Here is an 11408-nt window from a genome sequence, read left to right on the forward strand (position 1 = left end):
AATCGCAGTTGGTCAAGCTATGCTGATTTCGCTGGCAGGCAACTGATCCTGATATAAGTTTTACACATCGATTGTTCGTAAAAGTGTCTGTCTGTAGGAGGATAAGTCAGTATCAAGGTCAGATCATCTCTGACTTTGACATCATGAAATTACGGTAGCAACGGCTATTTTTCAAGGTTAGCAGTGTCTGTCTTTTAACTAGAGCGTTAAAAAACTTGCAGAAATTATCTGCAATACAAAAAAATCAGTAACTTTGTATTCGTCGATTATAGCAATTCTTGTTTGAGAAACTTTGATTTCCAATACCTTAAAGTTGCAATACCTTTTGCAGGTCACAAATCATTGGATAACGATATTTGTCGAATTTACCTTAAATAATATAACCATGAAAAGTGTAAAATTAGTATTGTGTGTTTTGATTGTTTTGCTGGCCGCTTGTAGCAGCGATAACGAAGATGAGAAAATGGAAGTGCGTAGCAGTTCTTTGGCAGTTAGGAACATTTGGGGAACTTGGATCGCTGACTCTTTGAGGTTTACGGAGGATAGCGAAAAATCGGAATGGTCGACTTGGATAAATACTGAACCCGATACCATCGTATTCTCGCTGGACCGTGCCTATTTCGGATTTACGGATAAGGATGAAGTCTCCGGCACTTACAACTATTCAGGAAATAATGAACAAATACGGTTTGATCAACTGGGGCTCACATGGAAAATCAGGTCAGACGGAAGATTATTCCTGCAATTTGATTCTCCTAAAGAAATTGACCAATACCTTTATCGGAAAATAGAATAGCACCTCACTCTCTGAAGTGCTGTATGTCCTGGATTTCCAAACTTCTGTTTCCCGTGAAGTTCTTCTGCTTGTCAGGTATTTTAGAACTCAGTCACTTATGCCCTATGCCTGTTGGTTACTGTGGCGCTTCTTCCTGTAGATAATATGTTCCATGATAAGTACAGCGACAATACCGATCACGAACCCATTTGCCAATAGAGGTCGGAGTATTGGCGGGATGGCAGCGGTAAGTTGGGCTGGCATGAAGACGGCAACCATGGCAATCATCAAGGGGACTGATATGATCATGCAACTATCGAAATCCATAGCAGCCTTTTTCTGACTCATCAATTGGAAAGCCGAGGCGAGTTGTGTCATCATCAGGTAGAGGAGGACCATTCCCATGATCGGCTTCGGAATCAACGTCAGAAATTCGATGGCACTGGGAAAGAATGCGCAGAGGATCAAGGCTATCCCGGTAGGAAGTAAAGTATATCGGGAAGCACAACCGGTACTCATGATCACTCCGGGACTCAGCGAATAATCCACTGGTCCGACAACTCCTAAAGCTCCTGAAAGGGCATTCAGCAATCCAGTAAATCTCAATCCTTTCTTGCTCCTTGCCTCCAGATTTTTCTCATTGATGGTCGCTCCTACAGCTTGGATAGATCCTATCTCATTGATGAAAAGGGCGATATAACAGAACAAGAAAGACAGGATGATACCGGGATTCAATTGGAACTTACTGATGAACAGTGACTGTCCGGATACGGAGTTGATGCTGGGCAGTGTAGGCGCTATCCCCAGAACGATGTCGTAGCAAATTGAGCCGATCAGGATCCCCCATAGGACCACGGTGGATTTCCATATCCCTCTCAAGAATTTGTTGGCAATGAGCAATGCCAAAACCAGAATCGGTGTGAAAGCCAAGGGAAAAAGATTGCCTTTGCTGCCGTCGAAAATGAGTTGCAGAATACTCGGCATGATCGTCACGGCGATCAAAGCCAGGATGACGATAATTACCCTGCTTGTAAACAATTTCTGAAGATAGAACATCAGTTTGGTGTAGGACAACAAGAATATCAGGACACTTCCTACGATCATTGCCGTTTGTATTTCTGAGGCATCAGAGGTCTGAGACGTGATCAGTCCTATAAGCAGCACTGTTGCAGGACCTAAGACCAAAGGCAGTTTGTGTCCGAACAGAATTTGCAGGATGAATCCTATTCCTGCCACAGCAAACAGTTTTTGATTGTAAAGGATCACTTCTGCCGGACTTAAGTTCTCTATGCCACCGACTACCACACTGGTAATAATGATGTTTGGAATGGCAATCAAAAACCATTGCAGACCGTACAATATCAGCGGAAGCAAAGGCGGCTTATCATCATTCTGGTACTTGAGACCAGACAACTTAAAACTCATAACAATATATAATTAAACGTATGACGAATCCGTTGTTTATAACGCTTGACGTGGTTATAAAATTATTATTGAATCGGTTTTCGAGACAATTTCTTGTGGAATTATATAATTTTAACATTTGGCATCTACTCTCCTTTTAAAAATGGAGTATGACGAAATGCCTCTATACTGAATCACCGGTCGTTCAGGATAAGAGAAGTTGATGAAGGAAGTGGATGTATTCTGTCTTGTAATGAACCTTTTGCCCGAAACTTACTAAGTTAGATTAGGGTATATTCATCTTTCATTTCCCCCGAAGACTTTCGATTTTCTGTCAGGCTTTAGGACTTGTCCACACAGGTCTCTGTCTCTTGTGGTGAATGCGAACCTAGGATATTCTTGCCTTCACAAAAGGGCAAAAATAAAGCCTTGAATGCAACCATGATGATTGCCTATCAAGACTTATAAATATTGTCGGGATGACCAGACTTGAACTGGCGACCTCGCGCCCCCCAGACGTGTGCGCTACCAACTGCGCTACATCCCGAAACCTTTAAAGTAGCGCTCTTAGAGCAGCTTTATCAACTGTGATCCGCATGGGGTTCGAACCCATGACCCCAACATTAAAAGTGTTGTGCTCTACCAACTGAGCTAGCGGATCTCTACGAATTAATGCTCATTAACGAAAGCGAGTGCAAAGGTACAATGTTTTTTTTAAAATGCCAAAAATATTCTGAATTTTTTTATACCTTCTCCCCTTTCAGTCTTGGAAATTCTGTTCAGAGAAAGTGGCACTACAAATCCCTCTTTCCCCTTCCAGAAACGGTGTGACACACTTTCACCGGACCTAGTCTGTCGTCAGATGATCTTTGGGAGGCACTTCCACTCTTTCTTCTTTCGGTGGAACTATCGGTACATGCTCTTTCCTGTTGAGATCGATATCTGTGCGGTCTTTGGTCACATAACGCTGCCAATAAGCGATGAGTATCGTCGTGAGCGGCAGGGCAATGATCAGACCGATGAAACCGAGGAGTTCTCCCCAGACAGAAAGGCTCAACAACAGGATGGCAGGGTTGAGGCCCATGGCTTTCCCCATCACCTTAGGTGTGACTACCATATCTGAAATGACCTGAGCGACAGCGAATACGATAAGTGCTTCACCGAAGATGAGAAAATAACTCTGTCCGGTATCTGCCGCTTTCAGCATGGCGAGGAAGGCTGTAGGGATAAGGGCAAAGGCGTGCATATAAGGAATAAGGTCAAGAAGTCCGATGAGGATTCCCATACCTATTGCCATCGGGAATCCGATGATCGTGAATCCGATGCAGAACATGATGGCCATGATGAAGGCAACCAGTCCTTGACCTCTGACATAATGGTCTAATTCTATGGCCACATCACTCGCCAGTTCATGCCAGAAAGGCCGGTTCTTTTTCGGGAAGATCTTGATCCATGAACTTGTAAGGTATTCGTAATCGAGAAGGATGAAAAAGAGATAGACCAACGAGAACAAAGCCGCGATAATGCTGAAAACAATATTGGCAGTCTGACCGAGAATGGTGAACAGTTTGGGCATGACCACTTTTACCCCGTCAGAGAAGTCTTTGCTCTTGAAAATGCGTTCCAGCATACTTTGGTTGTTGATGAACCAGTTTTTGATGCCTGCGGTCAGGTTATTGGTATGAGTGGAACTGTTCAGCCATTTACTCAAGATATCGCCTAATTTTCCGAATTGCTCGATCATCGGCGGTACGATGGCATACACGAGTCCTGCAACAACGGCAATAACGAGGATGAGGGTGATGACAATCGCCAGCACCCGTACGTGCACATGGAGTTTATATTGGACGAAGTGGACAATGGGGTAGAGGAGATAGGCTAAGACCCAGGCTATGAAGAAAGGGATTAACACCGTCTTCAGATAATTCGTGAAATAGAGGACAGCCAGTATGATTAAGACGATCCCTGCCCAGCGAATGAATTTGTCAAAAGTAATCTTTTGTTGTGGCATATCATATTTTATTATGTTTCCGGTTTTATATGTAATCTCTTTGACGAGACAAATTGCTAAAGTTTTCCTGTTAGATCGTTCTCTGAATCTTTCCGGCACTGTTCTTCCTCCAGTACCTTGCGATAACATTCACGGCATAAAGGTTCATACTCTTCCCTTTCACCTAAGAGTACGCGTTTGTCATTGTGCACAAGGCGGTGGCTGACGTATGCCAATGCCCCACAACGTACACAAATGGCATGTACTTTCGTCACTTCATCAGCAATGGCACAGAGTCCGGGAATAGGTCCGAAAGGCCTGCCTTTGTAATCCATGTCCAGTCCTGCCACAATGACACGGACTCCATGGTATGCCAGTTGGTTGCAAACGGTTATCAGGCCTTCATCGAAAAATTGAGCTTCATCTATGCCGACCACTTGTAAGTCGGAAGAGAGGAGCAGGATGCTGGCTGAAGTGTCGACAGGGGTAGAAATAATGGAGTTGTGGTCATGGCTCACGACATCGTGATCAGAGTAGCGTGTATCCATAGAGGGTTTGAAAATGCCAACCTTCTGTCTCGCGAATTTTGCTCTTTTCATCCGTCGGATCAGTTCTTCGGTCTTCCCCGAGAACATAGAACCACACACCACTTCTATTCTGCCAGGATGGCGTGTCTCCCCTGCTAAATTTTCAACCATGATGATTGCAAAGATAATGCTATTTAGAGAAATTGCAAAAAAAATCTGTCCTTATTATCTCGTCTGAAAGTATTCTGACTTCATGGAGATACCTCTCTTTATTTATAGAACTTGGGACAATCTTGTTTTTAGAAAGATTTTTTATTTTTATATCGCTTTTTTTAGATAGAAATAATATGAATTGTTATGAAACTTTCTAAAAATTGTGAAGAAATGGTACCTTTTTTTGTTTTGTATCGATTTAATTCCTATTTTTGCATGAGTGATGGGTATATTATATATTGTCCCTACTCCGGTGGGTAATTTGGAAGATATGACATTTCGTGCTGTTCGTATTCTTAAAGAGGCGGATGTTGTATTAGCTGAAGATACACGAACCTCGAGTGTCTTATTGAAGCATTATGGTATCAAGAATCAATTAATAGCTCATCATAAGTTCAATGAGCATGGGACGACTGCAAGTATCATTGACCGCTTGAAAGCCGGAGAAACCATAGCACAGATCAGTGACGCCGGAACTCCCGGTATTAGCGATCCCGGTTTTTTCCTGGCACGTGAAGCAATAAAAGCGGGTATTACGGTACAGACACTGCCCGGGGCAACCGCTTGCATACCGGCACTCGTTTCTTCCGGGTTACCTTGTGACCGATTTTGTTTTGAAGGCTTTCTGCCTCAGAAAAAAGGTCGTCAGAGTCGGTTGGAAACTTTGAAGAACGAAACGAGGACAATGGTTTTTTATGAATCGCCTTATCGTGTGTTGAAGACGCTGCAACAATTTGGAGAGATTTTCGGACTTGACAGACAAGCAAGTATCAGCCGCGAGATATCCAAAGTGTTTGAAGAAACGATAAGAGGGGCATTAAAGGATTTGATACTGCACTTTTCCGAAACTGAACCGCGGGGCGAATTTGTCCTTGTCGTTTCTGGAAAAGATCCTTCTCTAGTCAAGGAGGAACTGAAAAAAGAAGAGCGGGAAGAGAAGATGAAAAACCGGGAACTGAAGAAATTGAAGGCGGAAATATCTGAAGAAAACTGACGCCAGTCTCAGAATCTTAATCAAGTGCCTTGTAAGAGAGTTGTTTAAAATCATTTATAAAAGAAGAATATCATTTTTAATAGAACACTCAGAACGTAATCAGTATTGATAATAAATAACGGAATGAGGACTTAAAATAAATTTAACGATGAGAAAATTTATGTTAGTAGCTTGTCTTACTACTGCTGTATTGTTAACGGGATGTAAGCAAGAGAAAAAGAAGGTTCCTAATTTAAATAAGGTGGAACAAAATGATTCTTTGAATAAGACCATTGCTCAGAAAAACAATGAGATCAACGATATGATGAGTACTCTGAATCTAATCGATGACGGGTTTCAGCAGATCAATGATGCAGAGGATCGGGTGAATTTGGAAAAAGCTGGTGAAGGAGCTGACAAGTCTCAGCAACTCAAGGAGAATATACAATTTATTGCTCATCGGATGAGGCAGAACCGTGCCCTTATCACTAAATTGCAAAATCAGTTGGCTAACAGTTCTTTCAAGAATGAACGCCTGAGAGCTACCATGAGCAAAACTGTCCGCAATCTGATGAAACAGTTGAATGAGAAGGATCAGCAATTGCAGCAACTGCGCGTGGAACTGGATGCCAAGGATATTCATATCTCTGCATTGGATGAGACCATCAATAATCTGAATACGAATGTCAGTGACTTGCAGACCAAGAATACGCAGAGTACTGAGACGATCTCAGCACAAGACAAACAATTGAACACGGCTTGGTTCGTATTCGGTACGAAAAAGGAATTGAAGGAACAGCATATCATCGAAAGCGGTAAGGTGCTGCAGGCTAATTTCAACAAGAACTATTTCACGAAAGTTGATATCCGGAACAATCGGGAAATCAAACTCTATTCCAAGAGCGCGAAAATACTGACCATCCATCCTTCAGGGAGTTATACGCTGGCTAAAGATGCCAACAAGCAATATGTCTTGAAGATAACGAACCCCCAGATTTTCTGGAGTACTAGTAAATATCTGGTTATTCTTGTAAAATAACTTTTGAGATGATTAATGAAAGGGGTTTCCTCTAGGGGAAACCTTTTTTCGTTTTTATGGGGTTTGACTTTTCTTGAATGTGTCCGGATGGATTTGCCGCTACCGGTACGCCACTGCTGATAGGCGGTGTGGCTTTTCGTGTGTTTGAGGCAGACAACGGTCTGCTCTTGTTGTGGCGGTCCTGACTTATCGGCGTTCCCGGAAGAAGTCTTGCAGAAGTTGTCGACATTCGTTTTCCAAGATACCGGTGGTCACCGTTGTCTTCGGATGCAGGACCAATGGCGCGTATTTCCGGTAACCCCGTTTCTCGTCGGTAGCTCCGAATACCAGACGCGGAATTTGTGCCCATCCAATGGCGGTAGCGCACATGGCACAAGGTTCGATGGTGACATAAAGCGTGCAGTCGGTCAGATATTTCCCATTCAGGGTGTCGGCAGCAGCTGTTATCGCCTGCATCTCGGCATGGGCTGTCACGTCATGGAGCGTTTCCGTGAGGTTATGTGCCCGACTGATGATGCGGTTGTGGCATACAATGACAGCGCCAATCGGAATCTCACCTTTCGCTGCAGCCTCGTGGGCTTCGAGAAGGGCCTTTCGCATGTACATCTCGTCTGTGTTATGCTGCTCATCTGCCTTGTGCTCGTCTTTATTGAACTGATCTTCTGAACTCATGACTTCAAGTTTTATGGTTTGATGGAATTCTATGTGGAGTCCGATCAAACTGCTTTGTCTGATGTGGATTTTTGATCTGCTTCCTGATAGAACCTTTTCTCATTATTATTGCAAATTTAATTATTTTTGCTTGACAATCAAGGATAAAATTCTTATTTTTGCACCAGATTCTGCCTAAGATCCAAAACTGAATGTCAGAGCATAATGAAAGAGGTATATGGGGTGAGGAACTAGCTTCGGCTTTCCTCCGGGATAAAGGTTACACCATTCTTGACCGGGACTGGCATCAGGGAAAGCGTGATCTGGATATCGTTGCCATGGCTGAAGATGGTGAGACGCTTGTCTTTGTGGAGGTCAAGACACGCCGGAATGCCGATTATCTGTTGCCTGAGGAGGCTGTCGATGACCGGAAGATCCGCAATCTTGCCTATGCCGCCAATTCGTATCTCCAGAACACGAAAGTGCTTTTCCGCTATATCCGCTTTGACATCATTTCCATTATAAGCCAAGGCGCCGATGGCATTAAGATCGATCATATAGAAGATGCCTTCAATCCTTTGCTGACTTTGGGCAGACGCAACAGAACAAGACATTTCTGATGAAATGAAGAAAACTAAAATCATCAAATTAAAGGAAACGGATTCGACTAATTCGTATCTGAAGAATTATACCCCTGACAAGGCTGAAGACATGACGGTCGTCGTGGCAGATTATCAGTCTGCTGGGCGTGGTCAGGGCAAGAATACTTGGGAGAGTGAACCCGGTAAAAATCTTTTGTTCAGTATTCTGGTACATCCTGTATGTGTGCCTGTCAACCGCCAGTTCTTGCTTTCCATGGCCGGGGCTGTAGCCCTGAAACATGCTTTGGATAAGTATGACGGCGGATTCATGATGAAATGGCCCAATGATATTTATTGGCAGGATAAGAAGATCAGCGGGACTCTGATAGAGACGACGATCGCCCGGCACCATATCCAGAATTGCATTTTCGGAATCGGGATAGATGTCAATCAGACGGAATTTCCGGATACAGTCCCCAACCCGGTATCTCTCTGTCAGATTACAGGAAAAGAGGTCTCTCTCAAGCACCTTCTGAAAGAGGTGGTAGAGGCTTTTCAAGATGTGCTTGAGATGATAGAGGACGGCGACTATACGGATATAGCTGCTCTTTATCATCAATCGCTCTACTACGGTAAAGGTTTTCATCGCTTTGAAGACGAGAATGGAGTCTTTGAGGCCGGTATTGTAGAAGTAGAGGATGACGGGCATCTGGTCCTGCATGATCGTGAAGGCGTAATCCGTGAATATGCTGTCAAGGAAGTGAAATTCTTATGATATCCTTCATGTTTGTGGGATATTCTTTTCAGGAATTAATCAGGATTATAAATTTTAATAGAAGATATTGATATGGCAAAGTTTAAGCGAATATTATTGAAGTTGAGCGGTGAGAGTTTGATGGGTCAACAGGGTTATGGGATCGATCAGAACCGGCTTTCCGATTATGCACGTCAGATCAAGGAAATCTATGATATGCACGTACAGATAGGAATCGTCATCGGGGGAGGAAATATCTTCCGTGGCTTGAGTGGCAGTCAGAAAGGTTTTGACCGTGTGAAAGGTGACCAAATGGGGATGTGCGCGACGGTCATCAATTCCCTGGCCCTGAGTAGTGCCTTGGATTCTGTCGGTGCAAAGACAAAGGTTCTGACAGCTATCAGGATGGAGCCTATCGGAGAATTCTATAGCAAATGGAAAGCTATTGAAGCTATGGAGGCTGGCTATATCTGCATCTTCTCTGCGGGTACGGGGAATCCTTACTTTACAACTGACACAGGCGCCTCCTTGAGAGGTATTGAAATCGGAGCGGACGTGATGCTGAAAGGAACTCGCGTAGATGGCGTTTATACGGCTGATCCGGAAAAGGATCCTCAAGCAAAGAAATTCAAGGATATTACGTATGACGAAATCTATACCCGTGGCTTGAAAGTGATGGACTTGACCGCTACGACGATGTGCAAAGAGAACCACCTTCCTATCTATGTCTTTGACATGGATTGCTATGGTAACTTGAAGAAGGTCTTGGATGGTGAAGAAATAGGGACATTAGTCCATAATTAGAGGAGTGTAACAGATTACTTCTTTAATTACTTTGGTCTTCGCAAAGAGAAGGATCAGTTGGAAACAGACTCGTGGCAATTCGTCGCAACGGGTCTTTTTCTTTAAGGATTATGGTTCTTTCGTTACGGAGACCTTTTTCCTGAAATCGGTATAGAGAGAAATGAGGAAATAGCATAGGATGATCAGCCACCAGGCTTTCAGCATTCCCATACAAGCCATCAGTACAACGGCCAAGATAATAAAGCCATACCTTATCTCATTGCCTTTCCATCCCCAGTGCTTGAACTTCAGGGCGAACATCGGTATTTCGCTGACCATCAGCCAACTTGATACGAATGCCATGACCAGGATCATGAACCATGAAAATGCAGAGTTCATCCAACCTGGGTTCGAATAAATGAGCGCGCCCCAGAACAGTGCATTGGCAGGGACCGGGAGTCCGATAAAGGAAGTGGTCTGTCGTTGATCGAGGTTGAACTTCGCCAATCGCAGACCTGAGAAGGCTGCCATGATGAATGCCAAAAATGGGATGAGACTCTTTACGGCACTGAGAAAATCAGGATATTCTACGACGCCCAGTTGCCAGAAGATCATGCAAGAAGGCGCTACGCCGAAAGTGACGTCATCGGCAAGGGAATCGAGTTCTTTTCCTATGGGAGAAGACACTTTCAGCAACCTTGCACTCATCCCGTCGAAGAAGTCAAATATAGCGCCGATAATGATCCACGTCAAGGCCCACTCCGGATTCCCGCCTAAAGCGAATGTGATTGCCACACAACCTGAGAACAGGTTGCCACATGTCAGTGTGTTGGGCATATTCTTCCTGATAAAATTTGCCATATTATTTTAATTTTGCAATGATGGTCTGGTCTCCTGTAGTTGCCTGACCCATCTTTACACATACTTCAGTACCTATTGGAAGATAGACATCGACACGAGAGCCGAACTTGATGAACCCCAGATGCTCGTCAATATAGCACTCTTCATCGGCTTTCGCATAGGTGACGATACGCCGGGCAACGGCGCCTGCGATCTGCCTGCAGAGGATATCCTGACCGTTCAAAGCCGTGATCATCGTATCTGCATGCTCGTTTTCCTCACTAGCCTTTGGCAGCCACGCTTTATGATAATTGCCGTCCTCGTGGCGTATGAATTTTACTCTGCCGTCTACTGGAAACCAATTCACATGGACGTTCCATAAACTCATGAAAATGGAAATGAGAAGCCGCCGGTCATGGAAGTATTCATTTTCCTCAACTTCTTCAATGACAACAATACGGCCGTCAGCAGGTGCGACGACAAGATCCCCTGTATCTTCTACATTGAGGAACCTTGCCGGACTCCGGTAAAAGTTCAGGATAATGGCATAGCATATTCCGAAAATGACTACGAAGCACCAAAAAGGAATTCTCGTTCCGAAGCAACTCCAAAGGATAATGGCTATCACCACAAAGGCTATCCCCCCATATAGGAGTTGGTTCGTACCTTCACGGTGTATTCTGATTTTTCTGAGTTTCCTTAATCTACGTTTCATTAGGATTGGAATTACATTGAATGCTTTTGGCCATAACAAGTCTGGTTTAACAGATCAAATGAAGCGCATGAGATCTTCCCGGAATATTTAATCGATTGTCAAACAATTTGGTGGATGACGCTATAGGATTGACATGGCTCTGTACTTATCTCATTGGAAAAGG

12 protein-coding genes and 2 tRNA genes are annotated in these 11408 nt (G+C 43.9%); 6 read left to right on the forward strand and 8 right to left on the reverse strand.

The genetic code is table 11. The features are described 5' to 3' along the window. Positions 1-385: 385 nt before the first annotated feature. Positions 386-796 carry a hypothetical protein gene (locus tag NG821_RS02910; RefSeq protein ID WP_252760168.1) on the forward strand — a complete coding sequence of 137 codons (411 nt, stop codon included), beginning with the start codon at positions 386-388 and terminating at the stop codon, positions 794-796. A 102-nt stretch (positions 797-898) separates the two neighbouring features. Here NG821_RS02910 and NG821_RS02915 read toward each other — a convergent pair whose 3' ends face one another. The 5 genes from NG821_RS02915 to NG821_RS02935 form a co-directional block, all read right to left on the reverse strand. After that, complete coding sequence (locus NG821_RS02915; protein ID WP_252760169.1) at positions 899-2200, reverse strand: uracil-xanthine permease family protein; 1302 nt, start codon at positions 2198-2200, stop codon at positions 899-901. A 453-nt stretch (positions 2201-2653) separates the two neighbouring features. Next, positions 2654-2726 (reverse strand) — tRNA-Pro (locus NG821_RS02920). Between the two features lie 41 nt (positions 2727-2767). After that, positions 2768-2840: transfer RNA gene (locus NG821_RS02925), tRNA-Lys, on the reverse strand. A gap of 186 nt (positions 2841-3026) precedes the next feature. Further along, positions 3027-4190, reverse strand: a complete 1164-nt coding sequence (locus NG821_RS02930) for an AI-2E family transporter (protein WP_252760170.1) — start codon at positions 4188-4190, stop codon at positions 3027-3029. Positions 4191-4246: 56 nt separating this feature from the next. Next, entirely contained in the window at positions 4247-4867 is a 621-nt protein-coding gene (locus NG821_RS02935) for a thymidine kinase (RefSeq protein WP_252760171.1), read from the reverse strand. 265 nt (positions 4868-5132) lie between these two features. Between NG821_RS02935 and rsmI the strand changes: the two genes are divergently transcribed. Together rsmI and NG821_RS02945 are read left to right on the forward strand one after the other, a co-directional pair. After that, positions 5133-5903, forward strand: coding sequence for a 16S rRNA (cytidine(1402)-2'-O)-methyltransferase (gene rsmI / locus NG821_RS02940; protein ID WP_252760172.1), 771 nt, complete (start codon positions 5133-5135; stop codon positions 5901-5903). A gap of 148 nt (positions 5904-6051) precedes the next feature. Continuing rightward, complete coding sequence (locus NG821_RS02945; protein WP_252760173.1) at positions 6052-6921, forward strand: Cbp1 family collagen-binding glycoprotein adhesin; 870 nt, start codon at positions 6052-6054, stop codon at positions 6919-6921. A gap of 186 nt (positions 6922-7107) precedes the next feature. Here the strand turns inward: NG821_RS02945 and NG821_RS02950 are convergent, their stop codons facing one another. Continuing rightward, positions 7108-7593 carry a nucleoside deaminase gene (locus NG821_RS02950; RefSeq protein WP_252760174.1) on the reverse strand — a complete coding sequence of 162 codons (486 nt, stop codon included), beginning with the start codon at positions 7591-7593 and terminating at the stop codon, positions 7108-7110. A 191-nt stretch (positions 7594-7784) separates the two neighbouring features. Here NG821_RS02950 and NG821_RS02955 point away from each other — a divergent pair, with 191 nt between their 5' ends. The 3 genes from NG821_RS02955 (at position 7785) to pyrH (ending at position 9711) form a co-directional block, all read left to right on the forward strand. Then, complete coding sequence (locus NG821_RS02955) at positions 7785-8192, forward strand: YraN family protein (protein ID WP_252760175.1); 408 nt, start codon at positions 7785-7787, stop codon at positions 8190-8192. 4 nt (positions 8193-8196) lie between these two features. Beyond that, a complete protein-coding gene (locus NG821_RS02960) occupies positions 8197-8928 on the forward strand; it encodes a biotin--[acetyl-CoA-carboxylase] ligase (RefSeq protein ID WP_252760176.1) in 732 nt (243 codons plus the stop codon). A gap of 72 nt (positions 8929-9000) precedes the next feature. Continuing rightward, positions 9001-9711 (forward strand): UMP kinase, encoded by a 711-nt coding sequence (gene pyrH, locus NG821_RS02965; RefSeq protein WP_252760177.1) that lies wholly within the window; start codon positions 9001-9003, stop codon positions 9709-9711. 108 nt (positions 9712-9819) lie between these two features. Here pyrH and pssA read toward each other — a convergent pair whose 3' ends face one another. Together pssA and NG821_RS02975 are read right to left on the reverse strand one after the other, a co-directional pair. Continuing rightward, positions 9820-10551 carry a CDP-diacylglycerol--serine O-phosphatidyltransferase gene (gene pssA, locus NG821_RS02970; protein ID WP_252760178.1) on the reverse strand — a complete coding sequence of 244 codons (732 nt, stop codon included), beginning with the start codon at positions 10549-10551 and terminating at the stop codon, positions 9820-9822. 1 nt (position 10552) lies between these two features. Next, positions 10553-11245, reverse strand: a complete 693-nt coding sequence (locus tag NG821_RS02975) for a phosphatidylserine decarboxylase family protein (RefSeq protein ID WP_252760179.1) — start codon at positions 11243-11245, stop codon at positions 10553-10555. Between the last annotated feature and the right edge of the window lie 163 nt (positions 11246-11408).

This window comes from Segatella cerevisiae (genome assembly GCF_024054555.1).
In the GTDB taxonomy this organism is placed as follows: Bacteria; Bacteroidota; Bacteroidia; order Bacteroidales; family Bacteroidaceae; genus Prevotella; species Prevotella cerevisiae.

Coding starts and splice junctions, on each gene's coding strand:
- NG821_RS02910 (WP_252760168.1), top strand. CDS start 386: ATGAAAAGTGTAAAATTAGTATTGTGTGTTTTGATTGTTTTGCTGGCC.
- NG821_RS02915 (WP_252760169.1), bottom strand. CDS start 2,200: ATGAGTTTTAAGTTGTCTGGTCTCAAGTACCAGAATGATGATAAGCCG.
- NG821_RS02930 (WP_252760170.1), bottom strand. CDS start 4,190: ATGCCACAACAAAAGATTACTTTTGACAAATTCATTCGCTGGGCAGGG.
- NG821_RS02935 (WP_252760171.1), bottom strand. CDS start 4,867: ATGGTTGAAAATTTAGCAGGGGAGACACGCCATCCTGGCAGAATAGAA.
- rsmI (WP_252760172.1), top strand. CDS start 5,133: ATGGGTATATTATATATTGTCCCTACTCCGGTGGGTAATTTGGAAGAT.
- NG821_RS02945 (WP_252760173.1), top strand. CDS start 6,052: ATGAGAAAATTTATGTTAGTAGCTTGTCTTACTACTGCTGTATTGTTA.
- NG821_RS02950 (WP_252760174.1), bottom strand. CDS start 7,593: ATGAGTTCAGAAGATCAGTTCAATAAAGACGAGCACAAGGCAGATGAG.
- NG821_RS02955 (WP_252760175.1), top strand. CDS start 7,785: ATGTCAGAGCATAATGAAAGAGGTATATGGGGTGAGGAACTAGCTTCG.
- NG821_RS02960 (WP_252760176.1), top strand. CDS start 8,197: ATGAAGAAAACTAAAATCATCAAATTAAAGGAAACGGATTCGACTAAT.
- pyrH (WP_252760177.1), top strand. CDS start 9,001: ATGGCAAAGTTTAAGCGAATATTATTGAAGTTGAGCGGTGAGAGTTTG.
- pssA (WP_252760178.1), bottom strand. CDS start 10,551: ATGGCAAATTTTATCAGGAAGAATATGCCCAACACACTGACATGTGGC.
- NG821_RS02975 (WP_252760179.1), bottom strand. CDS start 11,245: ATGAAACGTAGATTAAGGAAACTCAGAAAAATCAGAATACACCGTGAA.